This is a genomic window from Acinetobacter sp. SwsAc2 (assembly GCF_013391465.1).
Taxonomy (GTDB): domain Bacteria; phylum Pseudomonadota; class Gammaproteobacteria; order Pseudomonadales; family Moraxellaceae; genus Acinetobacter; species Acinetobacter johnsonii.
Genome location: NZ_JACBEZ010000008.1, coordinates 86,563 through 110,800, shown reverse-complemented (window position 1 = coordinate 110,800; position 24,238 = coordinate 86,563). Strand labels below are relative to the sequence as shown.

The window sequence follows — 24,238 nt, the reverse complement described above, 5'->3', positions numbered from 1 at the left end:
CTTGACTCAAGCATTAATGCAGTACGATCTTCAAAGTTAAGATGATGGTATGACAATTTTATATACTCCATAAACCCTTTAAATTAATTAGGTGGTTTATGTCGCACTTCAAGTTTTACTCTGCCCAGCAACCACAACTAGTATGAGATTCTTTATAATCAAATAGAAGAATTACATAAAATTAATTTAAGATACAAATGCCAAATCAAACAGATCAATCAACTTTAAACATGAGTAAAATTGGACCAGCAATAGCATCTGTACTTATCCTGCTCATCGTCATTGGCTATTCTATTAAAACAATAAAAAATCAAGTTCGACATATTGAAAGCTTACACTCAAACGAATGGCACGTATTTGAAAGGCATATGAATTCAAACTATTTTTTTACCGTGTCAAAATTTCGAGATAATCGTAAAAACCTATATATAAGCCAGAATGGTGACGTATTTTATTCTCAACTTTGCACCAACAAACTAAAAAATATCTGTAAATTAGCTTATTCATCTGAAATAAAAGTTGAAAGCGTACTTTTTTATGCTCAAATACATAAACGGACAGGGCGATATACTTCACTACATTTAAAAGACATCGTTTTCATAGATCAAAATAATCGCCAACAAACATTTAATTATTTAACTACACCTCCAGATGATCAAAACTCTATTTCTAATAAAAAAAATAGTTTATGGATTTCACTCATACTCATATTTATAAGTTATTTATTCTTCGGATCTGTGGCATCTTTTCAGATTTCCGATAGCATTCCTCAAAATATTAAAATGCAAAAAAAGATCAATAAAACTATTATTCTCGCAATCTGTATGTGTTACTGCTATTTAATTGCAATCACATTAATTACATTTTTGAGAAATTAATATTTTTCAAATATAAAACAATCAGACACAAAAAAACCGCAACATGTGCGGTTGATTGTTCAAGTTGGTGCGCTCAGAGAGATTCGAACTCCCGACCCCTTAGTTCGTAGCCAAGTGCTCTATCCAGCTGAGCTATGAGCGCATTACTTGTGTGCCAATTCAGGCGATACGTTACATACAGTTTACTTATTGGTGCGCTCAGAGAGATTCGAACTCCCGACCCCTTAGTTCGTAGCCAAGTGCTCTATCCAGCTGAGCTATGAGCGCGACATAAGTAAATTTGGCGGTGAGAGAGGGATTCGAACCCTCGGTACAGTTACCCGTACGCATCCTTAGCAGGGATGTGGTTTCAGCCACTCACCCATCTCACCGTAACGTGCGGCCATAATACAAACTTCATGCTAGCACTGCAAGCACAGACACTCAATTTTTTGCATATTTTCGTTCAATTAAATACTTTTTAAACAATTTAGAGCGGATTCAGCAGAATTTATTCTTTTCTCTACATCTGCATGTTGAATAAAACAGCAGATATTCTAAATTGCCGACATAAAACACAATATTGCAATCATTTGCGTGCAGTCTGTCTTCGCATGACTTATGCTAATCCTATCTACTGACATACAGCCAAAGACATTATGAAAAATTGGGTCGATCCTGAAGCAAAAGCTGAAGCTGAACGTTATGACAACCCTATTCCGAGCCGCACGCTCATTTTAGAAACCATCGAAGAAAAAAAGACGGCTTTATCGCATGCGGACTTGGTCGAAATTTTTGAAATTGCAGATCAAAAAAGCATTGAAGCACTCAGCCATCGTCTGATTGCGATGGTTCGTGATGGTCAACTGATGAAAGATGGCTTCAAGTTTCAAATTGCCGAAGAGCAACCTGAACATGAAGCAACGGTTTACATCAACAGTAAAGGCTTTGGCACGGCGAATATTGCAGGTCATGAAGACTTACTTCTACCTGAACGCGAACTGCGCCAAGTGTTTAATGGTGACCGTGTTAAAGTGCGTCAAACCTCAGTAGACCGCAAAGGTAAAGCTTGGGGCTTTATTACTGAGGTAGTGCAACACCGTGTGAAGCAAATTATTGGTAAAGTATCAATACATGATGGTGAATACTTTATTCAACCAGCAAATCCGAATACGCACCAACCGATTACTTTAGAAAAAGAGTTAATCGAACACGCACAAGTCAAAGTGGGCGATTCGGTTCGTGTTGCAATTGATGACTACCCAACCAAAGATGAGTTGGCGACAGGTCATATTGTGCAATCGATGGCAGACAAGGCCGATACTGAAATTATTATTCCGCAAACCATTTTAGAGTTTGGTTTGCCGTATGAGTTCCCAGAAGAAGTCATTAAAGAAGCAGAGAGCTTTAAAGAGCCTTCAGCGCAAGACCGTGAAGGTCGTATTGACCTACGTGATTTAGCCTTAGTCACTATTGATGGTGAAGATGCACGCGACTTCGATGACGCAGTCTATGCAGAAAAACGTCCAGGCGGCGGTTACCGTGTGGTGGTGGCCATTGCGGATGTCAGTCACTATGTCCGTTCAGGCAAACCACTGGATGATGAAGCTCAAGAACGGGGTACATCGGTGTATTTCCCGCACTTTGTTTTACCGATGTTGCCTGAAGCCCTCTCGAATGGCTTATGTTCACTCAATCCGCATGTAGACCGTCTATGTATGGTCTGTGATTTAAACCTGTCACGTGCAGGTCGGGTCACCAAGTTTGAGTTCTACCCATCTGTGATGCACTCAAAAGCACGTTTAACCTATACCAATGTTGCCCAGTACTTTGACGGCGACAGCAGTGCCATTCCTGAAGACCGTGATGTTCGCAAATCCTTGAACACCCTGTTCCAACTCTATCAAGTCCTCAAAGGTTTACGTGCAGAACGTCATGCCATGGAATTTGAAACCGTTGAAACTTACATGACATTTGATGAGCTGGGCGGCATTAAGGAAATTTTACCTCGTACGCGTAATGATGCGCATAAACTGATTGAAGAATGTATGTTGTTGGCAAACGTAGCAGCGGCTGAATATGCGCTACAACATGATGTGCCAATGTTATACCGTATTCATGAACCACCTGAGTTTTCACGTATTCAAAAAGTACGCGACTTTGTCAAACTGCTAGGTCTACCGTTCCCAGAACAGCCGACTCAGAAAGACTACCAAGCCGTGATTGATGCAACCAAAGACCGTATTGATGCACCAAGTATCCATGCCGTACTGTTACGTTCAATGATGCAAGCCTACTATGGCGCGAATAACGCGGGGCACTTTGGTTTGGCATATGAAGCCTATACGCACTTCACCTCTCCAATTCGTCGCTACCCAGACTTGTTGTTACACCGTGCGATTAAAGCCAAGTTAAAACATAAACCTGCACCTCTTTCAGGGGCTGCTTTGGATGATGCTGGTCAACATTTCTCGGCGACTGAACGTCGTGCAGATGAAGCATCTCGCTCTGTCACCACATGGTTGAAATGCCATTATATGCAGCAGCATTTGGGTGAAGAGTTTGTCGGCACCATTTCTGCAGTGGCAGAATTTGGTCTGTTTGTGACACTCAAAGACTTATATGTTGACGGCATGATCCATGTCAGCCAACTGGGTGATGACTACTTTGTCTATGACCAACCAAGTCAGAGCTTGATTGGGCAAGCACGCAGTCAAAGCTTTAGCTTGGGCGATGAAGTGAAAATCAAAGTTGCAGCAGTGAATTTAGAAGACCGCAAAATTGATTTTGAATTATTGCAGCAACTCTCACATGGTGGTCGGCCCATACGTAGTCGAGCGCCCCGTGTTGGCAAAGCCAAAACAACACGAAGCGAAAGTAAAGAAGAAGTCTTCAGCGAGTCGACAAACACCTCTCCCAGTAACAGCGGAGACCAGCCCATACGACGCAAAAAAGATAAATCCCAACCTAGCTCCTACAGCAAAAAGCCTGGTAAAAAATCTTCATCAAAGTCTGAAACAAAGGTTAAAGATAAAGTGAAGAAAAAGTCGAAACCTAAAAAGAAAAAATCAAATGCAAAAGCGAAAACTGAGTAAATGATGAAAAAGGTGCTAGGGCTTAATGTGTCCTAGCACCTTTTTTCATAGGGCCAACATGAACTTTTTGCGTTTATTTTTAAGCAAACCTATCAGCCAATACCATCCCCTGCTTTATTTCATGGCCACGCGTAGCCGACGTATGATGCGCTATTGGCAGTGGAAAACAGATGGGAAAGACTATGCCCATTCATTTTCTGACGTCCCTTTGGCTTTTCGCGTCAAAAAGCATCAGTCCGTTCTGATTCGTAAATTAGGCGACAGCGATCAGCAGTGGCAATACAATAAAGTCATCAATCTTAAAATTGCCAGTCCGTGTATTTCCGGGATTTTAATCCATCCACAACAAACGTTTTCTTTTTGTCAGTTGGTGGGACAACCAACAACTCAAAAAGGCTATGTCGAGGGAATGGAACTCAGCTTTGGTCAAGCACGCGGTGGTATTGGTGGCGGTATTTGCCAAATTGCCAATCTCATTCACTGGCTTGTCTTGCATAGCCCGTTACAAGTGGTACAACGTTCACAGCATTCCTTTGACCCGTTCCCAGATCATGGTCGTGTACTTCCATTTGGTAGTGGCGCTGCAATTTTTTATAACTATATCGATTATCAATTTTACAACCCCACCCCGCATAGCTTTCAAATTCGGCTGTGGTTTAGTGAGAAATGTTTAGAAGGTGAACTGCGTTGCTCCGCCGATTTAGGCTATGTCTACCATGTGTTTGAACAACAGCATGCCTTCCTAAAAATCGGGACGGACTACTACCGACAAAACGAAATTTGGCGACACCGCAAAGAAAAATATAAAAGCGGTGAAATCTTAGCCACTGAATGCATGACCCGTAACTTTGCCAAAGTGCTTTATCAGCCCTCACGCATTGATCAGCACTACCCATCATGGGCTGAATTTCAAGCAGTGCAAAACATCAAAACCAATTAAAACTTGATTTCCCACGGCATCACCCTTACATCTAGTGATAACTGAACATTTAATTTGGCTTAAACGCATGACATTAGAAAAAGCAACCTTGCCTGTTCCACAGTTTGATCAAATCACCTTAGTACAACTCCAACAGCAGATCGAACAAGCCATTCAACAGGGTCAACATTTCTTAAAAGACCTGAGCGAAGTCCCTGAATCAATTCAGGCACAGCTTACGGTCTTAGAACAAGTTGATCATTTAGAAAATAATATGAGTGAAGCATGGGGCGTGCTGTCTCACCTCAATGCGGTGATGAACAATGCTGAAACTCGTGAGGTATACCAGTCACTATTACCAAGTTTAAGTGAATACTATACCGAGTTAGGTCAACACACAGCGCTGTATCAAACCTATCAACACATTCATGATGCTGCGCAATTTGATCACCTCCCTGAAGCCCAACAAAGTGCGATTAAACTTGCACTGCGCGACTTCAAACTGTCTGGGGTGGCTTTAGAAGGTGAAGCCAAAAAACGTTATGCAGAAATCTCGGCACGCTTATCACAACTATCGTCCGAGTTTTCCAACCATGTTCTGGATGCAACCCAAGCCTATTTCAAACCTTTAGCGGAACACGAACTGGCAGGCTTACCACAAAGCAGTGTTGAGCTGTTAAAACAATATGGTCAGCAGCGCGAACTGGATCAACCCGTTGCCACTATAGACTTCCCGTCGTATTTGGCGATTATGACTTACGCGGAAAACCGCCCTTTACGCGAAGAACTGTATCGTGCCTACACCACACGTGCATCTGATCAGTCTGAACACGCTGAGTTTGATAACAGCGCGGCGATGGAAGAAATCTTAAGCCTGCGTCAGGAAATGGCGGCATTGTTGGGTTTCAACAACTATGCCGAGCTTTCATTGGCCAGCAAAATGGCGCCAAATGTAGTCACGGTGGATCAGTTCTTACGTGATTTAGCTGAACATTCACGTGCCCCTGCGCTCAAAGAAGTGGCGGAGCTGAAAGCCATTGCCGCTGAAGATGGCATTGAGGATTTAAAACCGTGGGATAGCACATATTATTCGGAAAAATTGAAAGTCCAACAGTTCAATTTATCTCAAGAAGCACTCAAGCCCTACTTCCCTGCACCTAAGATTTTGCAGGGCTTATTTAGCATTGTGAATCGTCTTTATGGGATTCAAATTGTGGAGCGTGAAGCCCCCGTTTGGCACGCAGATGCACGTTATTTTGAACTCGAAGATCAAGGCGCAGTGGTCGGTGGATTCTACTTTGACCTCTATGCGCGTCAGGGCAAACGTGGCGGTGCATGGATGAGTGGTTTCCGCTCTCGCACCCAAACAACGCACGGCCTACAAAAACCGATTTGCTATATGGTGTGTAACTTTACGCCACCAGTGGGAGATCAAGCAGCGCTACTGACACATGATGAAGTGATCACATTGTTCCATGAATTTGGACATGGTTTACATCATATGTTGACAGAAGTCGACAATATTGCGGTTGCAGGCACACACGGCGTGGCATGGGATGCGGTGGAGTTACCAAGCCAATTCATGGAGTTTTGGGCATGGGATACCGAAAGCTTAGACCTGCTCAGTGCACATATTGAGACCCAAGAAGCCTTACCAGAAAGTCTACTCAAAGCCTTGCTGGATGCGCGTTTCTTCCAATCCGGCATGCAAAGTTTACGTCAAATTGAGTTTGCCCTATTCGACCTCAGCATTCATAAAGCAGCCCCTGCTTTGAAAGCAGATCAGATCCAAGCCACCTTAAATGAGATCCGTGCACAATACGCTGTTTTAGAGACCACGCCTTATAACCGCTTCCAACATAGCTTCAGCCATATTTTCGCAGGTGGCTATGCAGCGGGTTATTATTCTTATAAATGGGCGGAAGTTTTGGCCAGTGATGCCTTCGATCGTTTCGAAAATGAAGGGATTTTTAATACTGCCACTGGAAAAGAATTTCGCCAGTTTATTCTAGCAGTTGGCGGAAAAGATACAGCGCTTGATGCATTTATCAATTTCCGTGGACGCGAGCCAAAAATAGATGCTTTACTTCGTCATCAAGGTTGGACGAACCGCTAAAAAAGTGAGTAAACTAGGCGCCTAAATTGTTCAGAAGGTAAGTCTAATGACTATTAAACGTCGTTTCATTGCAGGTGCAAAATGTCCTAAATGTCAGGCGATGGATCGAGTTGTTATGCTTACCTCGAATGACGATGAATGGATTGAATGTATCGACTGTGGTTATTCTGAGAATCGTCCAACTCATGTAGACGAGCCTCAGATCCCTGCTATCCCTGACGAGGTTGGGGTCATTCAATTTAAACCACGTCAATCCAAAGAATAAAGGTTGAATCGAATGTCGTCCGTACAACACAACAACCCTAAATTACTCTGGGGTATTACAGCAGGTTTAGTCGCAATCATTGCGATTTTTGCACTTTATCAATGGTTGTTTGCTGCACAAGAGTCTGCAACACCGGTGCATCAAGCGGAGTTGATTCAACCGACCGTGAAGGCGCTTCCAGAAGCTGAAAAAGCAGCTTCGACCGCCATGGCTGACAACACCATTAAATTGGTCGAAGAAGATATTTTAAAAGCACCTGTCCCTGAAAATGCCTCACTTGCCAAAGAAGAAGTGGCGAAACTGGACGATATTCAAAGCCAGTTGAAGGAACAGGAAAAGAGCTTGCAAGCACAGCACAAAGATGCCGATGAGCTGGTAAAACTCAAAGAAGAACAAATTAAACTGTTAGAAGCCCAATTGGCTGCTCAGTAAAATACGGTTGTTATTTTTAAAGACGTTAGCCTATCGACTGATACGCTAACGTCTTTTTTTGCCCTGCTGCTTCACCCACCTTTTCAATCAGCGCCAAGCTATTAGACCACTCATTATTCTTACCTACCTCGCTCCATGAATGACATTGCATTTGTTATAGACCTACTCCTAGCTATGCCAAGAGTTTCTTTTAGAGGGACTTTATGGATCGATTGATTCTTTTCATTGAGCTTAAGTACGGGCTGATTTTTTAAGATGGGACGCTTAACAATACCCTTGTACTTTGTTTTGATTTGAGTGGGTAGTCGCTGCAAAGAAACCATTTTCCTTAAAATCATCATGAATAAAATCCAAAGCATAAAAAAGCATCCGAAGATGCTTTTTTATGGTCTAACTCAAGTTCACAACTTAGTGATACCAGCCAAATAACTTAAAGAAGTATGGAACATAAGCAATGATCAGCATCGCTGGGAACAACACGATCAAAGGTAAAATCCAACGTTCATAACGATAATAGAAAGACAAATGACGCACTTCCTCATCGGCCTCATTCACTTCGGCATCACCAATGGATTGTCTTGCTAAAAGATGATTAAGGGCCACAGGTGGTGTCACATAGCCCAACTCAAAGCCAATCAAGGTGATCATCCAAAAATGGACAGGATGAATACCATATTGATAGGCCACAGGTGCAACCGTCGCAGAAATCAAGATCACGGCGCCAAATGGATCCATAATCATCCCAACAAAGACCATCAACCCCAAAATCAGAGTAATGACCAAGAACGTACTGCTAATATCAGTCGGGAAGAAACTCATTACCTCCGTACGTTCAAGCAATCCGCCCACGCTGACTGACAGTGCCATTAAAATGACCAAAGCACCAATGTGTCCAACGGTTTCACTGGTCGAGATATGCATCGACTTCCAAAAACCGACTTGGCGTAACACGTCCATGGAACTAGATTGAACCACCCCATGATTCACCACTTGTCCATCATCTGCGGCATTACCATGTAGCCCTTCACGGTATTCTGCATGGGCAACTTGAGCCCCAGCCAATACAGGTTCACCACCCGAGTTATAATTTGTGCTGAGTGTCTCATCCCAATGCCCCACAGCAGGCAAAGGCGCAGGCTGATGACGTAATTTATCAAACAACACGATCATCAATAAAATCACAGGCATCATCACGGGTGCAGTAAATTCATTTAAGTCAGTGTCTAATAAGTATTTATAGAACATCCACGTGAGGACAAAAATCACGATATACGGCACAACTGCTAGGAAAGCACGCCCTGATTTCGGTGCGGCCAAACTCGGTGCCGCGATGCGGAATTTACTCTCTGCAAAGAAGAGTGAAACCACTAAAAACAGTGTTGAGGTCAGTAGGAAAGTATAAACACCATATTGATAAAGTAGGTCCGTCGTGACTTCTTTGTTTAAGGATGCCACCACCACAATCAATAAGCATGGACGCAAAACTACACCCAGCGAACCCGACATAGCGGTTGCAGCCAAGGCAAACTGACGACGTCCACCTGCATTCCAGACTTCTTTATAAATAATCGCCCCTGCTGCAATCACAAAGATCCCCGATGCACCCGTATATGCGGTTGGTAAGGCTGCAGCGATTAAAATCAACCAGGTGAGTGTTTCAGGCGCCAAATTCCATGGACGCAAAATATTTAAGAACAGATCCACGACACGGGTTTGTTTCAACAACATACCCGCCCAAATAAATAGGGCTAAATTCAGGAAAATACTGGAGAATTCAACCAGCTGTCCCAAGTAAATCCCTTGGCCCATTGGGTAGTCCATGAAGAAGATAAATGCTACGCCGGTAATCACCGCCATGTAGGCATACAGAGGCACACTCAGGAAAGCAAAGCCAAGACGTCCACCAGCTTTAGCATCTTTCGGTGGGCTAAACAGCTGCCAAACACTTATCAATGTCAGTACGCCAAATAGAACCATCCACAGCCAATAAATCAGCTGGGTTTCGCCATTCATCGGCACACCTGAGTCTTTGACTGAGTTAAATTGACTAATGCTCGAGTAAGCTAATAGACCATTACCGAATGTCATCAGGAGGCTATAAACCCGATAATCTAGCTTAGTCGCAGGGCCACGCAAACCAATATGATGGATTTTTAAGGTGGCACTAATCGCAGCTAAGACCACCATAAAAATTAATAGAATGGCGCGATTTTCTGTTCCGAATTTAAAAATACCGAAAAAGGTGGTTTCAAAATTACGATAGGCACGGATACTTGGATGTGCCTCCATATGTTGCATGGCTTTATCATAAAACTGATACTTTTCTTCACACTGCTGCACACCCGCCAAGATGGACGCACGCACATCCGCTTCCGAAGCCGCACCAAAAAAGTCTGCGAACTCATCTGCGGCGTTGGCTTGCATTTGGGTTTTCACCAAAGCATCCACATTCGGCTGACGATTACACTCTGGTTTGGCAGGCTCTGCCCTTAAAAAAGAGTACTGCATACCCGTGGCTGGATCGCCATATAAGCGCTCACCCATACGCAGTAATTGGCCATGAATCATTTCACCTGTACCAATTAACAGCGTAAGTAACAGTAAAATCAGAATGACAAAAGTAGAAATCCACTCGGTCCATATATACTTCAGCAGATCGAGTCCTGATCTGCGCTGTCCATGATTTTGCATGTTGTTTCCTATTTTTATTACCGTTCTGTCCAGCGTAATACACCGTAGAACCAGTCGTTTTAGACGGCTCGAGCTTGTCCTTTCTCTCTGCCTTTAGATTTTTGTTTTGTTTATCTTTGCATCAAATTTATATTTTTGAATATGACAATCTGGATTTTCTTTTTAGAATTTAGGTCAATAGATTACTCATCAAATAGATTCACCCCGATTAAATACAAAGCTGCAATCACAATTCCCCAGATCACGCCCAACAAATGTGCTTCGACCAAAACTGGACTCCCGATCAGTTCAGCCGTAGCACTCTCGCCAAAGGTATTTTCCCAAATCAATTTGCCTAAAATAAGAAACAACACCAAACTCGCAAACATCCGTTCTTTACGGTATAGCAAATGGACAATGGCTATGGCAGTGAACATCCCATGCAGCACACCTGACAGCCCTGCATAAGCTTCAATATCCGCCAGAAAATAATAAAAACTGAGACTAATCAACGGCGGTAAAATCAGCAATAACGCCACAAAATGCCAGACACGGACCCGTGGAAAAATAAAAGGCAAACACATAAAAGCCAGCATATTGAGTGCAAAATGAATCCATCCCACATGCACCCAATGCGCGGTCCACAAGCGCCAAATTTCAGGAAAAATATCCACTCGCCAATAAATAAATTGATCTTTAAAAATCTGTAGGCATGCCGAGATCGACGCGACAAACGCAATCAAAATGATTTTTCGATTCAGAAATTGATCATGCATCACATGTCCTTATCGTGTTGCTCGTTCATTTATTGTTATTTTTTCTGAGCTTTCGCTCAGTTTAAAATTGGTTAACTTTCACTAAACAACTCATCTAGCTCAGAACGGTCTTCTTTTTCATCCCAGAAATGCGCCATACCACCATCCCCAGTTCGTGTCCCCGTGTGTTCAGTCCAATAACGATCTGAAATCCCCTGAACCATACTCGAGGCCATACTATCAATCAGTTTAAATTGTGGATTACTCTGTTTTTCATCGCTATAGGAAGCCGCATAACTTTTCAATGCATCACGAATCTTGGCATCGTCACCACTGGCTTGAGCCGCTACAGCATACATTGCATGAGATAAACGAACCCCTTTTTGCTCCCCAATTTGCATCGATTGTTTCAAGGTCTGATACGGATCAGGTTTGCCTTCACCCGCACCTGGCAATAAGGTCCAAATCACCGCACGTGTTGCATTCGGTGCACCCCAAAACTTTTCATTGTCTAGACACACCATCCCACGTTCAACAATAGCCGCAATGTCTTTAGGAACATTGACTGCACCACCTGAGTTAATATCATTGGTCATGGCTTGTAACCCACTCAACATCCCCAGCATATATACAGTTTGATCCAAATCGCTGTTCATTTTTGGACAGCCTTCGCCCAATGGTTTCTTATATTTCTTTTCCCAGCGGTTTTGAAAAAGTTGATAGCCAGTATATTGGCGTTGTGCTGCAGTCGCCGCCCAACGCTTTTGTTCAATTCGAGCATCCTGTGCTTCAGAGACATTGCCTGCTTTCGAGGCACGCAAATAACGTAACTCTGCCTCAAGCGCCTGATTCTCCGCACAAATACCTGATGCTGAATAAAGTAGAACCGCCACACGTGTTGGATCTGCCCCCATGTCTTTGGTCGACATAATCGCAGGAGTCAAAGCATTGCCTGAGTTACACACCATCTCAGCGTCTTCCATGGCTAAAATAGGCGGTACTATATGTTTTTCACTAAACCCAAGCGCAACATTGGCACCTGTTTTAACCACTTGTGAACAACCCGAAAATAATAAACTTGTAAGCGCTACAACAGCCACACCTTGGCCTATTTTTTGGACTTGCGACATTTTCCTGTCCTCTATTTGTATAATTGTATGTGTCCATGCTGACAAACATAGCAGAAGCATTTTCCGAAGAAAAGAGTATTTACTCTAAATCAGACCACTACTCTGCCATGAAATAAAATGCGGAAAATTGACTAAAATGACGCCTCAACTTTTTTTAGGCAAAAAAAAGTAGCATAGCGACGGTTCGGCACATGCTACTTATCAACTGGGAAGCCTAGCTAGGCTTTATTTGGTGCAAATCGTTCCTTCAGCACAGTTCCTAATCGTCCTATAACAATCGCTAACACAATTGCTACCACTAGAAACATCCAAGTTGGGATCATCATACGATTTTCCTTGTTTGCTGTTGGTGATTTGAATGTACATTTTAAGCTCAAAAAACTGTAGGAAAGTTGTCTGACAATCCAAAAAAGCACATCAGTTTCTTCAGATATGTCAGACAAAGCAACACTTCATATATTTATACTTATTATTTTTCAATTACTTAATTAAATTGCGTGAATTAAAATTGTCCAACAATTATTGCATTTTAGTGAGTATTTTCAGGGCTTTCCATTGCGTGATGGGTAACTGATCACACCAAACCAACATCGGTTTTGCTCTAAAGTGTTGAAAATAAATCACAATATAAGCACGATGATCCACAATATGGCTGATTTGCACTCGTTGTACATTGGTTTGTTTCTGAAGTGACAAAGACCAATCACGGCCATCTAAATGCTGAAGCTGAAAATGTTGCGGCCCACGTAGAAAAAACAAATATAGCACAAAGCCAGCAACCAAAGCGATCAGCCACAGTCCTAAAGGAAGTAGCTGATACAAGACCAGCATCAGAACGGCATAAATCGACAACTGAAACACATAAGCCAGACGGCTGGGTTTAAGTTGAAAATGACGATGTTCCATTGCACTTATCCGTGTACATAATGCTTTAATTTTTGAATCAAGGTTTTCATTTCAGGGCGTGGCGGCTCAGAGACTTCCATAAACCAATCCAACAAATCAGGATCTTCTTGTTCAACCAAGGCCGCAAACATGGCCTTTTCCGCAGGATCTGCCTGAAGATAATAATTTTTCACATAAGGGTCAAAGTACACATCAATTTCTTTTAAACCACGACGTGCGCGATAGATTACTTTACGCTCTTCTAAGCTCATTTCTTCAGTCATTATATTCCCCAAATTAATTGAAACGGCTTAGTTTAACCGATCATGCCTGTCCCGCCACTAGTTAAATGTCGCAATTTTAACAACTGGCAAAACACATCAAAAAATCAGCCACATTTGAGCATTCAGTCCATTGTCGCTGTATCTACTTTTCACTACTCTCTTAGCAAAATAACAACATCAGGATGAGCTTCCATGCAATCAGGCGCAATTCGCCCGTTAAACAATATGCTGCCGCGCAACTTATTTAATACTGAACATGAGGCATTTCGAGAAACTGTGCGAAAGTTTTATGCCAAAGAAGTTGTTCCAAATATTGAAAAATATGAACAACAGCAGCATGTCGATCGTGAGCTATGGAATAAAGCAGGCGCCATGGGGCTACTGTGTGCCACTATGCCTGAAGCTTATGGTGGCTCAGGTGTAGACCGCTTGTACAGTATGATTTTGATTGAGGAGCAAGCCTATGCCATGGATTCCTCAACTGGATTTTCACTACACTCGGACATTGTCGCAAACTATATCAATAACTTTGGCAGTGAAGTACAAAAACACCATTGGTTAACGCGGATGGCTTCGGGTGAAACCGTCACAGCCATTGCTATGACTGAACCCGGCACAGGCTCAGACTTGCAAGCGGTACGAACAACAGCTGTTTTAGACGGGGATGACTATATTATCAATGGCTCCAAAATCTTCATTACCAACGGCTATCTCTGCGATATGGCGATTGTGGTCTGCAAGACAGGCGACAGCGAAAAGGGTTCAGCCAATCTCTCTTTAATCATCGTTGAAGCTGATCGTGCGGGGTTCAGTAAAGGTAAACCCCTCAATAAAATTGGAATGAAAGGACAAGACACCTGCGAATTATTTTTTGATCATGTCCGAGTCCCCAAAGAAAATCTACTGGGTATGGAAGGCATGGGCTTTATGATGCTGATGAAAGAACTGGCTTGGGAGCGCATGTTGGTGGCCATTATCTGCCAAGCGGGTGCAGAAGCAGCACTGGCGCATACTGTTCAGTACACCAAAGAGCGTAAAGCTTTTGGAAAAACAGTTTCAAGCTTTCAAAATACCCGTTTTAAACTGGCAGAGTTACGTACAGAAATCGATTTTTGCCGCGCTTACCTCGACCGTTGTATGCAATTGCAACTGGAAGAGAGTCTCGGCATTGATGCCGCAGCGGCTGCCAAATATAAAATTTCTGAGATGTTTTCTAAAGTTGTCGATGAATGCCTACAACTGCATGGCGGTTATGGCTATATGCTAGAATACCCGATTGCACGAGCTTATCTAGATAATCGTGCCAATCGCATTTATGCAGGAACCAATGAAATTATGAAAGAGCTCATTTCACGTTCTCTTTAACTCAAATAGCCCATCTTTGGATGGGCTTTTACTTTTAACAATGTGCTTGATGAAACTCCGCAATCAAAGCAACCTCCAACTCTGGTTGCTCTTTATGTGGCATATGATGTAAACCTTCTAAAATGTGCAGATCAGCATGCCCTGACACCCCTTCAAAAATCTGCTGGGGTTGTGCCGTACTGCCGTATTCATCCAGTTCACCATGAATAACCAAAGTTGGACAATGCACACCATCAATCAAACTGGCCAAATTCCAATCTTGGAAAATGGGTGATAGCCATGTTTCAGTCCATGCATCAAGCACCCACTGCGCCTTTTCAGGGTGATATTTATATAAACGTTCCATTTGTCCCGCTTGTTGAAAGCCAATTTTTGCTTCACTTATCCCCTTCAGTGTCAGCGTTTCAACCGCATACTGTGCACAGATTGAAATTAATCCTTGGCAACGTTCTGGATAAGCCGCAGCAATCGCAACAGACATTCCACCACCCACGCTATGCCCTAGAATGACAAAATTCTGGATCGAAAAATAATCCAATACAGCTTTAAAGGTCTGTTCTGCTTCAGTGATGACAAAACTATGTGCCAAGGGCTGTGTACTCGCATCAGATAAACCAAAACCTAAGCGATCATAGGCATAAACCACCGGCGCGGTCGCTTGTGCCAGTCGGGCAGGAAAATCCCGCCACAAAGCCACACAACCTAATGAATCGTGCATTAAAATAATCGGGGCTAAAGTATGATCTGCTGCATCAGTGTGCCATTTTTTAGCATGAATCATGTTTGACACAGATGGGACTTGGTAATTTTGTTCTAAGATATTCCCTATTCTTTATCTTTTAAATTTTTAAAATCATCTACCAGTCCTACAGTTTAAGAAAGTAAAAACAGAACACCCTAAAGTCATTTCCTTAAAAAAAGGAGCGTTACGCCATTGCTGTCCCACAATTTTTCACAAGAGGAAGCTCATTTGAGCTTCCTCTTGTTTTATGGGTATTTTATCGGGTGAAAATAAAGCTTTTAAAGTTTTTCTTTCAAACAAATTCACTTGAATTATTCTGAGTAAACGTTGAACTGTCCAACCTGTTTTTCCTAAATATTGAGCGAAACTCACCAACAAATAGGCGATCATCGCAATCCAGATTTGTGTCTGAATTGCGTTCCTGCTGCGGCCTAGAAACGCTTTTAATTTGAGATTCTGCTTAATCGCCTTAAAGAACAGCTCAACTTTCCAACGATCTTTATAAATCGCCGCAATGGTGGAGGCGGCTAAATGAAAGTTATTGCTGAGAAAGCTAAAGTGCTTGCCACTTTGCTGATCTCTATATTCAATTCTTCTTAACACTGGGGCTTTTCTTTTTAGGGCATGTGCGCTATTCAGCTGAATGGTTTCATCTTTTAGAATACCTTTGGATTCAAGCACTGGATGTTGCTGGATCACCTGATACACAGATTTAGGCCTAAAACGTGTGACAAATCCAATGTTTTGAGCAGTCAGATTTGCATACCATTGGTAATCGACATAGCCTTTATCAAAAACTACAATGCTGCCAGCAGGAAACTGGAATTTTCGGCCTTGTACCATGTCATTTTCTTTCCCATTTTCAACTGCAACAAACTCAGGAATATCATTGCTGTGATTCAATCCTATGCTGAGTTTCATGCTGGCTTTTGAGTCGTGAACTTTGGCCCATTCACATAAGGAAAGCGACAGGTCAATATGACTGGCATCCAAGGAATACAAGGGATTCTTAAAGCGAAATTTATGAGCTACTTTTGAGTGTTCATAGTATTTAAGCAACTTGTAAAATAGCTGTTGATATAAGGCAGCAGGCTGCTGCTCATTGATTCGTGCCAGCGTGCTTCGGGGAATAGACTTTGCTCCGAGATGACTTAGCTTTTCCTGTTGGCACTCCAAATTGGATTGAATATCTCTCAGACTTTGCCTACAAGAGAATTGAGACATCAATATGGCAATAAACTGATCCCACCGGGAAGCCGCTCTAAATTTCTGTCCAACATGGTGTACTTTAGCAAGTTGTTCAAAATCCTGTCGCACAACAGGTTTAATTAGCTCATGAAATACGGTATTCTGATGTGACAAAACCTGAATCCTGGTCGTTAAAGTGTTTGTTTGCACTCATATTTTAACTGTTAGGACTCAGGTTTTTTTATTTAAAGCAAACTATGGGACAGCAGTGAGCGTTACGCTCCTTTTAAATCCACTACTCAGCTTAAGAAACTAGTTTAGGTTTCTGGTTCAATGCTGCATCACGTTTAGCAAATTTCAGTACTCCATCCTCAAAAGAAGCACTTTTCAATGTCTTACGATCCGCAAGATAATTATTGCTGACTTTCCATGGTGCATGTTTACCCTGTTTTGGCATTACATTAGCAGCACGTGCAATATAACCTGAACTCAAACTGCCCATGACCGTATCGTCCATCAGCTCTGTCGCATCCCCTTGCGGGATCACTTCAGCCCACTGCTTTTGATCCATATAGTTGAGTAAGCGACATATATATTCAGCAGCAATATCCACTTTCAAAGTCCATGACGCATTAATATAGCCAATAATCATCGCCATATTCGGTACATCACTCACCATCACGCCCTGATACAACATATGTTTAGAGGTATCTAACGGTTTGCCATCAATCGTTGCTTGTATACCACCTAGGATTTGAATTTCTAGACCTGTGGCTGAGACGACAATATCTGCCTCTAAATGCTGGCCAGACTTTAATTGAAGGCCCGTTTCAGTAATGCGTTCAATCTGATCTGTTTCAACACTGGCTTGGCCTGAACGAAGAATTTTAAATAAATCACCGTCTGGCACCACACATAAACGTTGGTCCCAAGGATTATATTCTGGGGTAAAGTGTTTCATATCCACTTTACCTTTGAGCTGCATCTTAATCGACTGGAGCAGCAGTCGGCGGAGTAATTTCGGTTGCTTCTGCGCGAACGCATAAATTCCGCGTTGCATTCCAATATTACGTGCACGAGTCAGTTTATACGCCACATCTTCAGGCAACACTTTACGCATTTTGTCATATACAAAATCGATCGATGGCACCGAAGCAATATAAGTTGGAGAGCGTTGTAGCATAGTGACATGCGCCGCCCCACCTTTGGCCATTGCTGGCACCAGTGTAATCGCTGTCGCACCACTACCAATAATGACGACTTTTTTACCTGTATAATCTAATTTTTCAGGCCAAAACTGTGGATTTACAAACTCGCCTTTAAATACTTCTTTATTTGGAAAATCAGGTTGGTAGCCTTGGTCGTAGTTATAATAGCCGGTACAGCCAAACACAAAATTTGCAATCCAGTTTTCTTTTTTGCCTTTTGCATTCTCAATCACGATCTGCCACTTTTTCTGAGCAGAATCATAATTGGCGCTGAGTACGCGATGCTTAAAATGAATTTTTTCTTTGAGTTTCTGTTCATCAATGACTTCCGCCAAATAGCCCTTAATCGAAGAACCATCTGCCAAAACGCTGGCTTGTTGCCACGGTTTAAAATTAAAACCAAAGGTCGACATATCTGAATCAGAACGAATACCTGGGTATTTAAACAAATCCCATGTTCCACCAAAGCTGTCACGACGTTCAATAATTTCAAACGAACGTTGTGGACAATGCTTGGTTAAATGTGCCGCAAGGCCAATGCCTGAAATACCAGCACCTACAATGAGCAGATCGACGTGCTTATCCATGTTGTTTTTATCCTGTCTTATATTCTGTTCTTATTAAACCACAAAACTGACAATACACAATGTCAAGTTTAAGCAGATCTTTCGTAAAATATGTCACTACAGGCCAAAATACAAAGATTGTCGAACAAAAACCCATAAAAAAAGACCAGTGAAACACTGGTCTTTTTCTAAGAACAACTGAATAGTTCTACGAAATTATTTAACTTCGCGATCTACTAGTTCAACGTAAGCCATCGGCGCAGCATCACCTGCACGGAAGCCCGCTTTAAGAACACGTAGATAACCGCCGTTACGTTCTTTGTAACGAGGGCCAAGAACGGTAAATAATTTACCAACAGTTGCTGCTGAACGAGTACGAGCAAACGCTAAGCGACGGTTTGCAACAGTATCGTTTTTAGCTAAAGTGATTAAAGGCTCAGCTACACGACGTAACTCTTTTGCTTTAGGCACAGTTGTTTTGATCAACTCGTGCTCAAACAAAGAGTTAGCCATGTTTTGAAACATCGCTTTACGATGGCTGCTTGTACGGCCTAATTTCACACCACTATTACGATGACGCATGGTGATAGTCCTACTTAATTAACGGCTACGATAGGCGAAACGATCGTCCATACGGAGACTAGCTGGTGGCCAGTTCTCTAAACGCATGCCGAGTTGTAAGCCTTTTGAAGCCAGAACATCTTTGATCTCAGTAAGCGATTTTTTACCAAGGTTAGGAGTTTTGAGTAACTCAACCTCAGTGCGCTGTACAAGATCACCAATGTAGTAAATGTTTTCTGCTTTCAAACAGTTAGCAGAACGAACAGTAAGCTCTAGATCATCTACTGGACGAAGCAAAATCGGATCAACTTCTTCACGAGGTTCTTGAGCAACAGGAGCTTGATCTTTCTGAAGGTCAACAAAAATTGCAATTTGTTGTTGCAAGATTGTTGCCGCTTTGCGGATCGCTTCTTCTGGATCAACTGTACCGTTGGTCTCAAGATCAATGACCAATTTATCAAGGTCTGTACGTTGTTCTACACGAGCGTTTTCCACTGTGTAAGACACACGTTTGATTGGGCTATAAGAAGCATCTAACTGTAAGCGACCTACAGGGCGAGTTTCGCCTTCTGGGAAACGCGAGTCAGAAGTTTCATAACCACGACCTTGAGAAACTTTCAAGCGCATTTTTAATGAGCCTGAAGCACTTAAAGTACCGATCAAATGTTCAGGGTTAACCACTTCAACATTATGAGGTAAACGAAGGTCAGCGGCAGTTACGTCGCCAGGACCTTGTTTCTCTAATGTCAAATAAGCTTCATTTTGATCGAACAGCTTAATAGACAATCCTTTTAGGTTCAGCAAGAGCTCGACGATGTCCTGCTGCAAGCCTTCCAAAGTACTGTACTCGTGCTCGACACCTTCAATCTCAACTTCAACCACAGCAGCGCCAGGTAAAGAAGAAAGAAGGATGCGACGTAAAGCATTGCCCAGAGTATGACCAAAGCCACGCTCTAAGGGTTCTAGAATAACTTTTGCCGAGGTCCCGCTAACCGCTTCGACCTTGATCGCTTGCGGAGTTAGAAACTCATTTGCAGTACGCGTCATATTGCTACCTCAAGGATTATTTAGAATACAATTCTACAATCAAGCTTTCGTTGATTTCAGCAGGTAAATCTGAACGATCTGGTGCAGCTTTAAACGTACCTTCCAGCTTAGAATGGTCAATTTCCATCCAAGAAGGAATACCACGTTGTGCAGCTAATTCAACTGCGTTTTTAATACGCAATTGTTGTTTAGCACCTTCATGCACAGCAATTACATCACCAGCTTTAACTTGGATAGACGCGATGTTAACACGACGGCCATTCAAAGTGATCGAGCGGTGAGATACAAGCTGACGAGCTTCTGCACGTGTAGAACCAAAACCCATGCGATAAACGACGTTATCAAGACGGCTTTCAAGCAGTTTCAACAAGTTTTCACCAGTTGCGCCTTTCACACGAGCAGCTTCTTTATAGTAATTACTAAATTGACGCTCTAAAACACCGTACATACGACGTACTTTTTGTTTTTCACGTAATTGTAGTGAGTACTCAGATTGTTTGCCACCACGCGCTCCGCCATGTTGGCCAGGAGCTTTAGCAGCTTTTTTAGTTTTGACGTCAAATGGTTTAACGCCAGATTTTAATTGCAGGTCTGTCCCTTCGCGGCGAGAGAGTTTGCATTTTGGACCAATATAACGAGCCATGAATGTTTCTCCTTACACGCGACGTTTTTTAGGTGGACGGCAACCGTTGTGCGGGATTGGCGTCACATCGGTAATGCTGTTAATTTTATAACCCACTGCACCTAAAGCACGAACCGCAGATTCACGACCAGGACCAGGACCTTTTACAAGGACGTCCAAGTTTTTCAAACCGTAGTCTAAAGCAGCTTTACCAGCAACTTCAGCAGCTACCTGAGCAGCAAACGGAGTTGATTTACGTGATCCACGGAAGCCTTGTCCACCAGAGGTAGCCCAAGCCAGTGCATTACCTTGACGATCGGTAATAGTCACAATGGTGTTATTAAAAGAAGCGTGAATGTGTGCAACACCTTCAGAGACGGTACGAGTGACCTTCTTGCGTGTGCGAGTATCTTTAGCCATCTTTTAGCTTCCAGAAATCTTATTTCTTAATAGGTTTGCGCGGACCTTTACGGGTACGTGCGTTAGTTTTGGTGCGTTGTCCACGGACAGGCAAGCTGCGACGATGACGAAGACCGCGGTAGCAGCCTAAATCCATTAAACGTTTAATGTTCATGGAAATTTCGCGACGTAAATCACCTTCGGTCGGAACCTTAGCAACTTCTGCACGAATCGCATCAAGCTGAGCGTCATCTAATTCACGGATCTTTGTAGTCGGCGCGATACCAACAGCAGCCAAGATATTCTTAGCAGTGTGGCGACCTACACCAAAGATGTACGTTAGAGAGATAACAGCATGCTTGTTATCCGGAATGTTTACACCGGCAATACGAGCCATTCAATTTTCTCCAAAAAGGCAGTTAAGACAATCAACCGCCCCACAAAAATCTTGAGGGGCGGATAATAACCTAATTAGCCTACTGAAATCAACAGGTCTTGATCAGATTAACCTTGACGCTGCTTATGACGAGGTTCTGCGCTACAAATTACGCGAATAACCCCATTACGACGGATAACTTTACAGCTACCACAAATTTTCTTTACAGAAGCTTGTACTTTCATGATGAAACCTCAAGTGCGCTTATCCCTTAGGATGAGCAGTCGTTTTTCTCATTAACGTTTGATTATCGTATTGATGCGAGGTCAGATGAGCTTGTAGCTGAGCCATAAAGTCCATCACTACCACCACAACAATAAGCAAAGATGTCCCACCTAAAGAGAATGGAATACCAAATGAGCTTTGTAAAATCATCGGCATTAAGCAAATGATGGTGATATAAATCGCGCCAATAAATGTCAAACGGTTAAGAATATGATCTAAGTAACGAGCAGTTTGCTCACCTGGACGAATACCAGGTACATAAGCCCCGCTGCGTTTCAAGTTTTCCGATACTTCTTTCGGGCTAAATACAAGCGCTGTATAAAAGTAACAGAAAAAGATAATTAACGCACCAAAGAGCACCAAATACAACGGCTGACCAGGCGAAAGCACCAATGCCAAATCTTGCAAACTACGTTTGATAATACCCGCATTCGGATCTGCACTACCCACCCATTGCCCTAAGCTCGCAGGGAACAAAAGCAATGAACTTGCGAAAATCGCTGGGATCACACCAGCCATATTAATTTTCAATGGCAAATGCGACTGCTGTGCAGTAAATACACGACGTCCTTGTTGTTTTTGAGCATAGTTTACTGGAATACGACGTTGCGCCTTCTCAATAAACACAATTGCAGCTAATACAGCCAGAGACAACACGCCAAAAATCACCAAGCCAATTAGACTGGTTTGACCATTATCTACTGATGATATTGATTGCAGAATTAAATTCGGCAAACCTGCAACAATACCGGCGAAGATGATCATGGAAATACCATTGCCCACCCCACGTTCGGTAATTTGCTCACCTAACCACATCAAGAACATTGTACCTGCAACCAAAGAAGTTACAGCTGGTACGTAGAAAGCCAGACCTGCAGTTAAGGTAATCCCTTGACTGATCAGACCAGCACACATCCCAATTGCCTGCACGAGTGCAAGGAACAATGTACCCTGTCGCGTATATTGATTAATCTTACGCTTGCCTTGTTCGCCTTCTTTCTTTAAAGCTTCCAGCGAAGGAATAACTGTAGACATTAACTGCACGATAATCGATGCAGAAATGTACGGCATAATCCCAAGAGCAAGAATGGACATACGCTCTAATGCACCACCTGAAAACATGTTAAACAAACCAAGGATCGTGCCTTGGTTTGCATTAAAAAGATTTTCAAGTGCAGCATTATTAATGCCTGGTACTGGAATATGTGCTCCTAGTCGAAAAACCAATAATGCACCGATGAGAAACATCATGCGGCGAATAATTTCACGGTATTTCACATGAAATGGCTGGCCTTTCATCATATTGACATGACCTGAAGAACTAGGAGACATAGACACTAGCGATTACTCCTCGACTTTACCGCCAGCAGCTTCAACAGCAGCTTTAGCGCCTTTAGTCACAGCAACACCTTGAACAGTGAATGCACGAGTAATTTCACCAGAAAGTACGATACGAGCACGTAACATATCTTTACGTACAACGTTTGCAGCTTTTAAAGTTTCTAGGCTAACGATGTCGCCTTCCACTTTAGTAAGCTCAGATAAACGTACTTCAGCAGTTTTCAAAGCGATTTGGCTAGTGAAACCGAATTTAGGTAAACGACGATATAACGCAGTTTGACCGCCTTCAAAGCCTGGACGAGTACCACCGCTCTTACGTGAATTCTGACCTTTGACACCACGGCCACCAGTCTTACCAACGCCAGAACCGATACCACGGCCTAGACGACGATTTTCACGTTTTGCACCTTCAGCAGGTGCAAGCTCATTTAAACGCAGAGTCATGGCTTATTCCTCTACACTAACCATATAGTAGACTTGGTTGATCATACCACGGTTAGAAGGCGTATCTTGCACTTCTACAGTATGACCAATACGACGCAGACCTAAACCTTGTAGGCTAAGCTTGTGATTTTTCAAGCGATGCGCAGAAGATTTAGTCTGGGTAACTTTAATCGTTTTCATGATTGATTACCCTTGAATTTGTTCTACTGTAAGACCACGTTTCGCAGCAACCTTCTCAGGAGAAGTCATATCACGCAGACCGTTAAAAGTCGCGTTTACTACGTTTGCAGCGTTAGTAGAACCATAACATTTTGTTAATACGTTACGTACGCCTACAGCTTCTAGAACTGCACGCATAGCACCACCAGCGATTACACCAGTACCTTCAGAAGCAGGCTGCATGTAAACACGGCTTGCACCGTGACGCGCGTTAATAGGGTGCTGTACAGTACCGTTAACAAGGTCAACAGTAATCATGTTGCGACGAGCAGCTTCAAGTGCTTTAGAAATAGCAGCTGGAACTTCACGTGCTTTACCACGACCAAAACCTACACGACCATTACCATCACCAACCACAGTCAATGCTGTGAAAGAGAAGATACGACCACCCTTAACAACTTTGGCTACACGATCAACGGCAACCAGCTTTTCAACAAGACCTTCGTTTTGTTCAACTTTAGCCATGA

Annotated in this window: 24 protein-coding genes, 3 tRNA genes and 2 pseudogenes; 7 read left to right on the top strand and 22 right to left on the bottom strand. The window is 42.8% G+C overall.

Annotated features, from left to right (window positions below):
• Positions 1 to 197 precede the first annotated feature (197 nt).
• Complete coding sequence (locus tag HYI04_RS05715; protein ID WP_256732922.1) at positions 198 to 878, top strand: hypothetical protein; 681 nt, start codon at positions 198 to 200, stop codon at positions 876 to 878.
• A 65-nt stretch (positions 879 to 943) separates the two neighbouring features.
• Here HYI04_RS05715 and HYI04_RS05710 read toward each other — a convergent pair.
• The 3 genes from HYI04_RS05710 to HYI04_RS05700 all read right to left on the bottom strand — a co-directional run bounded on the left by HYI04_RS05710 (position 944) and on the right by HYI04_RS05700 (position 1,249).
• A tRNA-Arg gene (locus tag HYI04_RS05710) sits at positions 944 to 1,020 on the bottom strand.
• Positions 1,021 to 1,068: 48 nt separating this feature from the next.
• A tRNA-Arg gene (locus HYI04_RS05705) sits at positions 1,069 to 1,145 on the bottom strand.
• Positions 1,146 to 1,159: 14 nt separating this feature from the next.
• Positions 1,160 to 1,249, bottom strand: a tRNA-Ser gene (locus HYI04_RS05700).
• 264 nt (positions 1,250 to 1,513) lie between these two features.
• Between HYI04_RS05700 and rnr the strand changes: the two genes are divergently transcribed.
• From rnr to HYI04_RS05675, 5 genes are read left to right on the top strand one after another with little or no spacing between them, the layout of a single operon-like run.
• Entirely contained in the window at positions 1,514 to 3,952 is a 2,439-nt protein-coding gene (gene rnr / locus HYI04_RS05695) for a ribonuclease R (protein ID WP_178895985.1), read from the top strand.
• A 58-nt stretch (positions 3,953 to 4,010) separates the two neighbouring features.
• Positions 4,011 to 4,892 carry a VanW family protein gene (locus tag HYI04_RS05690; RefSeq protein ID WP_178895981.1) on the top strand — a complete coding sequence of 294 codons (882 nt, stop codon included), beginning with the start codon at positions 4,011 to 4,013 and terminating at the stop codon, positions 4,890 to 4,892.
• A gap of 52 nt (positions 4,893 to 4,944) precedes the next feature.
• The gene (locus HYI04_RS05685) at positions 4,945 to 6,987 is read left to right on the top strand and encodes a M3 family metallopeptidase (RefSeq protein WP_178895984.1); all 2,043 of its coding nucleotides are present in this window, start codon (positions 4,945 to 4,947) and stop codon (positions 6,985 to 6,987) included.
• A gap of 52 nt (positions 6,988 to 7,039) precedes the next feature.
• A complete protein-coding gene (locus HYI04_RS05680) occupies positions 7,040 to 7,252 on the top strand; it encodes a YheV family putative zinc ribbon protein (protein WP_171054267.1) in 213 nt (70 codons plus the stop codon).
• A 12-nt stretch (positions 7,253 to 7,264) separates the two neighbouring features.
• Positions 7,265 to 7,684: a hypothetical protein gene (locus tag HYI04_RS05675; protein WP_178895980.1), complete on the top strand. Its 420-nt coding sequence runs from the start codon at positions 7,265 to 7,267 to the stop codon at positions 7,682 to 7,684.
• 408 nt (positions 7,685 to 8,092) lie between these two features.
• On the opposite strand, the pseudogene HYI04_RS17045 reads toward HYI04_RS05675, so the two are convergent.
• From HYI04_RS17045 to HYI04_RS05645, 6 genes and pseudogenes are all read right to left on the bottom strand, one after another.
• A pseudogene (locus HYI04_RS17045) lies at positions 8,093 to 8,632 on the bottom strand (TRAP transporter large permease subunit); the annotation flags it as partial.
• A 140-nt stretch (positions 8,633 to 8,772) separates the two neighbouring features.
• Positions 8,773 to 10,375, bottom strand: a pseudogene (locus HYI04_RS05670) (hypothetical protein); the annotation flags it as partial.
• Positions 10,376 to 10,557: 182 nt separating this feature from the next.
• The gene (gene rrtA, locus HYI04_RS05665) at positions 10,558 to 11,130 is read right to left on the bottom strand and encodes a rhombosortase (protein ID WP_178895978.1); all 573 of its coding nucleotides are present in this window, start codon (positions 11,128 to 11,130) and stop codon (positions 10,558 to 10,560) included.
• Positions 11,131 to 11,201: 71 nt separating this feature from the next.
• Entirely contained in the window at positions 11,202 to 12,239 is a 1,038-nt protein-coding gene (locus HYI04_RS16895; RefSeq protein ID WP_094148505.1) for a hypothetical protein, read from the bottom strand.
• Between the two features lie 519 nt (positions 12,240 to 12,758).
• Positions 12,759 to 13,145 (bottom strand): protein YgfX, encoded by a 387-nt coding sequence (locus HYI04_RS05650; protein WP_062032505.1) that lies wholly within the window; start codon positions 13,143 to 13,145, stop codon positions 12,759 to 12,761.
• 5 nt (positions 13,146 to 13,150) lie between these two features.
• Positions 13,151 to 13,408, bottom strand: coding sequence for a succinate dehydrogenase assembly factor 2 (locus HYI04_RS05645; protein ID WP_004977895.1), 258 nt, complete (start codon positions 13,406 to 13,408; stop codon positions 13,151 to 13,153).
• Positions 13,409 to 13,600: 192 nt separating this feature from the next.
• Here HYI04_RS05645 and HYI04_RS05640 point away from each other — a divergent pair, with 192 nt between their 5' ends.
• Positions 13,601 to 14,773, top strand: coding sequence for an acyl-CoA dehydrogenase family protein (locus tag HYI04_RS05640; RefSeq protein ID WP_178895977.1), 1,173 nt, complete (start codon positions 13,601 to 13,603; stop codon positions 14,771 to 14,773).
• A gap of 34 nt (positions 14,774 to 14,807) precedes the next feature.
• On the opposite strand, the gene HYI04_RS05635 is transcribed toward HYI04_RS05640, so the two are convergent.
• From HYI04_RS05635 to rpsE, 13 genes are all read right to left on the bottom strand, one after another.
• Entirely contained in the window at positions 14,808 to 15,554 is a 747-nt protein-coding gene (locus HYI04_RS05635; protein WP_178895976.1) for an alpha/beta fold hydrolase, read from the bottom strand.
• Between the two features lie 171 nt (positions 15,555 to 15,725).
• Positions 15,726 to 16,877, bottom strand: coding sequence for an IS4-like element ISAbe18 family transposase (locus HYI04_RS05630; RefSeq protein WP_119686979.1), 1,152 nt, complete (start codon positions 16,875 to 16,877; stop codon positions 15,726 to 15,728).
• Between the two features lie 130 nt (positions 16,878 to 17,007).
• The gene (locus HYI04_RS05625; RefSeq protein WP_178895975.1) at positions 17,008 to 18,498 is read right to left on the bottom strand and encodes an NAD(P)/FAD-dependent oxidoreductase; all 1,491 of its coding nucleotides are present in this window, start codon (positions 18,496 to 18,498) and stop codon (positions 17,008 to 17,010) included.
• Between the two features lie 195 nt (positions 18,499 to 18,693).
• Positions 18,694 to 19,059, bottom strand: a complete 366-nt coding sequence (gene rplQ, locus HYI04_RS05620; RefSeq protein WP_004691290.1) for a 50S ribosomal protein L17 — start codon at positions 19,057 to 19,059, stop codon at positions 18,694 to 18,696.
• An 18-nt stretch (positions 19,060 to 19,077) separates the two neighbouring features.
• On the bottom strand, positions 19,078 to 20,085 hold the full coding sequence (gene rpoA / locus HYI04_RS05615; protein ID WP_004691292.1) for a DNA-directed RNA polymerase subunit alpha: 1,008 nt from the start codon (positions 20,083 to 20,085) through the stop codon (positions 19,078 to 19,080).
• 16 nt (positions 20,086 to 20,101) lie between these two features.
• Positions 20,102 to 20,728: a 30S ribosomal protein S4 gene (gene rpsD, locus HYI04_RS05610; protein ID WP_004691294.1), complete on the bottom strand. Its 627-nt coding sequence runs from the start codon at positions 20,726 to 20,728 to the stop codon at positions 20,102 to 20,104.
• 12 nt (positions 20,729 to 20,740) lie between these two features.
• Positions 20,741 to 21,127, bottom strand: a complete 387-nt coding sequence (gene rpsK, locus HYI04_RS05605) for a 30S ribosomal protein S11 (RefSeq protein WP_001040166.1) — start codon at positions 21,125 to 21,127, stop codon at positions 20,741 to 20,743.
• A 19-nt stretch (positions 21,128 to 21,146) separates the two neighbouring features.
• On the bottom strand, positions 21,147 to 21,503 hold the full coding sequence (rpsM, locus tag HYI04_RS05600; protein ID WP_004691296.1) for a 30S ribosomal protein S13: 357 nt from the start codon (positions 21,501 to 21,503) through the stop codon (positions 21,147 to 21,149).
• 107 nt (positions 21,504 to 21,610) lie between these two features.
• Positions 21,611 to 21,727, bottom strand: a complete 117-nt coding sequence (gene rpmJ, locus HYI04_RS05595; protein WP_000867907.1) for a 50S ribosomal protein L36 — start codon at positions 21,725 to 21,727, stop codon at positions 21,611 to 21,613.
• A gap of 19 nt (positions 21,728 to 21,746) precedes the next feature.
• Positions 21,747 to 23,066 (bottom strand): preprotein translocase subunit SecY, encoded by a 1,320-nt coding sequence (gene secY, locus HYI04_RS05590; RefSeq protein WP_171054269.1) that lies wholly within the window; start codon positions 23,064 to 23,066, stop codon positions 21,747 to 21,749.
• A 45-nt stretch (positions 23,067 to 23,111) separates the two neighbouring features.
• Positions 23,112 to 23,552, bottom strand: a complete 441-nt coding sequence (gene rplO, locus HYI04_RS05585; protein WP_004691300.1) for a 50S ribosomal protein L15 — start codon at positions 23,550 to 23,552, stop codon at positions 23,112 to 23,114.
• Positions 23,553 to 23,555: 3 nt separating this feature from the next.
• Positions 23,556 to 23,732, bottom strand: coding sequence for a 50S ribosomal protein L30 (rpmD, locus tag HYI04_RS05580; protein WP_004691302.1), 177 nt, complete (start codon positions 23,730 to 23,732; stop codon positions 23,556 to 23,558).
• A 6-nt stretch (positions 23,733 to 23,738) separates the two neighbouring features.
• Positions 23,739 to 24,236 carry a 30S ribosomal protein S5 gene (rpsE, locus tag HYI04_RS05575; protein WP_004691304.1) on the bottom strand — a complete coding sequence of 166 codons (498 nt, stop codon included), beginning with the start codon at positions 24,234 to 24,236 and terminating at the stop codon, positions 23,739 to 23,741.
• Positions 24,237 to 24,238: the final 2 nt, after the last annotated feature.

What these genes read in the sequence shown, in the direction of transcription:
- HYI04_RS05715 (WP_256732922.1), top strand. Translation starts at nt 198, where the DNA reads ATGCCAAATCAAACAGATCAATCAACTTTAAACATGAGTAAAATTGGA.
- HYI04_RS05690 (WP_178895981.1), top strand. Translation starts at nt 4,011, where the DNA reads ATGAACTTTTTGCGTTTATTTTTAAGCAAACCTATCAGCCAATACCAT.
- HYI04_RS05675 (WP_178895980.1), top strand. Translation starts at nt 7,265, where the DNA reads ATGTCGTCCGTACAACACAACAACCCTAAATTACTCTGGGGTATTACA.
- rrtA (WP_178895978.1), bottom strand. Translation starts at nt 11,130, where the DNA reads ATGCATGATCAATTTCTGAATCGAAAAATCATTTTGATTGCGTTTGTC.
- HYI04_RS16895 (WP_094148505.1), bottom strand. Translation starts at nt 12,239, where the DNA reads ATGTCGCAAGTCCAAAAAATAGGCCAAGGTGTGGCTGTTGTAGCGCTT.
- HYI04_RS05650 (WP_062032505.1), bottom strand. Translation starts at nt 13,145, where the DNA reads ATGGAACATCGTCATTTTCAACTTAAACCCAGCCGTCTGGCTTATGTG.
- HYI04_RS05645 (WP_004977895.1), bottom strand. Translation starts at nt 13,408, where the DNA reads ATGACTGAAGAAATGAGCTTAGAAGAGCGTAAAGTAATCTATCGCGCA.
- HYI04_RS05640 (WP_178895977.1), top strand. Translation starts at nt 13,601, where the DNA reads ATGCAATCAGGCGCAATTCGCCCGTTAAACAATATGCTGCCGCGCAAC.
- HYI04_RS05635 (WP_178895976.1), bottom strand. Translation starts at nt 15,554, where the DNA reads ATGATTCATGCTAAAAAATGGCACACTGATGCAGCAGATCATACTTTA.
- HYI04_RS05625 (WP_178895975.1), bottom strand. Translation starts at nt 18,498, where the DNA reads ATGGATAAGCACGTCGATCTGCTCATTGTAGGTGCTGGTATTTCAGGC.
- rplQ (WP_004691290.1), bottom strand. Translation starts at nt 19,059, where the DNA reads ATGCGTCATCGTAATAGTGGTGTGAAATTAGGCCGTACAAGCAGCCAT.
- rpoA (WP_004691292.1), bottom strand. Translation starts at nt 20,085, where the DNA reads ATGACGCGTACTGCAAATGAGTTTCTAACTCCGCAAGCGATCAAGGTC.
- rpsD (WP_004691294.1), bottom strand. Translation starts at nt 20,728, where the DNA reads ATGGCTCGTTATATTGGTCCAAAATGCAAACTCTCTCGCCGCGAAGGG.
- rpsK (WP_001040166.1), bottom strand. Translation starts at nt 21,127, where the DNA reads ATGGCTAAAGATACTCGCACACGCAAGAAGGTCACTCGTACCGTCTCT.
- rpsM (WP_004691296.1), bottom strand. Translation starts at nt 21,503, where the DNA reads ATGGCTCGTATTGCCGGTGTAAACATTCCGGATAACAAGCATGCTGTT.
- rpmJ (WP_000867907.1), bottom strand. Translation starts at nt 21,727, where the DNA reads ATGAAAGTACAAGCTTCTGTAAAGAAAATTTGTGGTAGCTGTAAAGTT.
- secY (WP_171054269.1), bottom strand. Translation starts at nt 23,066, where the DNA reads ATGAAAGGCCAGCCATTTCATGTGAAATACCGTGAAATTATTCGCCGC.
- rplO (WP_004691300.1), bottom strand. Translation starts at nt 23,552, where the DNA reads ATGACTCTGCGTTTAAATGAGCTTGCACCTGCTGAAGGTGCAAAACGT.
- rpmD (WP_004691302.1), bottom strand. Translation starts at nt 23,732, where the DNA reads ATGAAAACGATTAAAGTTACCCAGACTAAATCTTCTGCGCATCGCTTG.
- rpsE (WP_004691304.1), bottom strand. Translation starts at nt 24,236, where the DNA reads ATGGCTAAAGTTGAACAAAACGAAGGTCTTGTTGAAAAGCTGGTTGCC.